The following is a 1,384-nucleotide window of genomic DNA, read 5'->3' as shown; positions in this document are numbered from 1 at the left end:
TGTAACCTTGAGCTGTGATGGGGAGGGAAAATCATAGTACCGAAGGTCATGTACCCACGCTGCCAAGAAAAGCCTCTAGCCAGGAGAAGGTGCCCGTACCGTAAACCGACACAGGTGGGCGAGATGAGAATTCTAAGGCGCGCGGAAGAACTCTCGTTAAGGAACTCGGCAAAATGACCCCGTAACTTCGGGAGAAGGGGTGCCTCGGTAGGGTGAATAGCCCGAGGGGGCCGCAGTGAAGAGGCCCAAGCGACTGTTTAGCAAAAACACAGGTCTGTGCGAAGCCGTAAGGCGAAGTATACGGGCTGACGCCTGCCCGGTGCTGGAAGGTTAAGGGGAGCGGTTAGGGGCAACCCGAAGCTGTGAACCGAAGCCCCAGTAAACGGCGGCCGTAACTATAACGGTCCTAAGGTAGCGAAATTCCTTGTCAGGTAAATTCTGACCCGCACGAATGGCGTAACGACTTGGGCGCTGTCTCAACGAGAGATCCGGTGAAATTTTAGTACCTGTGAAGATGCAGGTTACCCGCGACGTGACGGAAAGACCCCATGGAGCTTTACTGTAGCTTGATATTGAACTTTGGTACGGTCTGTACAGGATAGGTGGGAGCCTATGAAGTGGGAGCGCAAGCTTCCATGGAGGCGCCGTTGGGATACCACCCTGATCGTATCGGAGTTCTAACTCGCTGCCCTCATCGGGCAGGAGGACCGTGTCAGGCGGACAGTTTGACTGGGGCGGTCGCCTCCTAAAAAGTAACGGAGGCGCTCTAAGGTTCCCTCAGCGCGGTTGGAAATCGCGCGCAGAGTGCAAAGGCATAAGGGAGCTTGACTGCGAGACCTACAAGTCGAGCAGGGACGAAAGTCGGACTTAGTGATCCGGTGGTACCGAATGGAAGGGCCATCGCTCAACGGATAAAAGCTACCCTGGGGATAACAGGCTTATCTCCCCCAAGAGTCCACATCGACGGGGAGGTTTGGCACCTCGATGTCGGCTCATCGCATCCTGGGGCTGAAGTAGGTCCCAAGGGTTGGGCTGTTCGCCCATTAAAGCGGTACGCGAGCTGGGTTCAGAACGTCGTGAGACAGTTCGGTCCCTATCTGTCGCGGGCGTAGGAAATTTGAGAGGGGCTGTCCTTAGTACGAGAGGACCGGGATGGACGCACCGCTGGTGTACCAGTTGTTCCGCCAGGAGCACCGCTGGGTAGCCAAGTGCGGAAGGGATAAGCGCTGAAAGCATCTAAGCGCGAAGCCTGCCTCAAGATGAGATTTCCCAATTCGTAAGACCCCTGGAAGAACACCAGGTTGATAGGCTCGGGGTGGAAGCGCGGTAACGTGTGGAGCTGACGAGTACTAATCGGTCGAGGGCTTATCCTAACAGGTTGGCC

The 1,384-nt window shown here is 56.1% G+C and carries 1 rRNA gene (cut by a window edge); it reads left to right on the top strand.

What is annotated here, in order from left to right:
• Nucleotides 1-1,373, top strand: a 23S ribosomal RNA gene (locus FPZ45_RS25095); it begins 1,556 nt to the left of the window's first position.
• Nucleotides 1,374-1,384 lie beyond the last annotated feature (11 nt).

The sequence above is a fragment of the Cohnella terricola genome, assembly GCF_007786475.1.
In the GTDB taxonomy this organism is placed as follows: Bacteria; Bacillota; Bacilli; order Paenibacillales; family Paenibacillaceae; genus Cohnella; species Cohnella terricola.
This window is presented reverse-complemented; position numbering and strand designations above follow the sequence as displayed.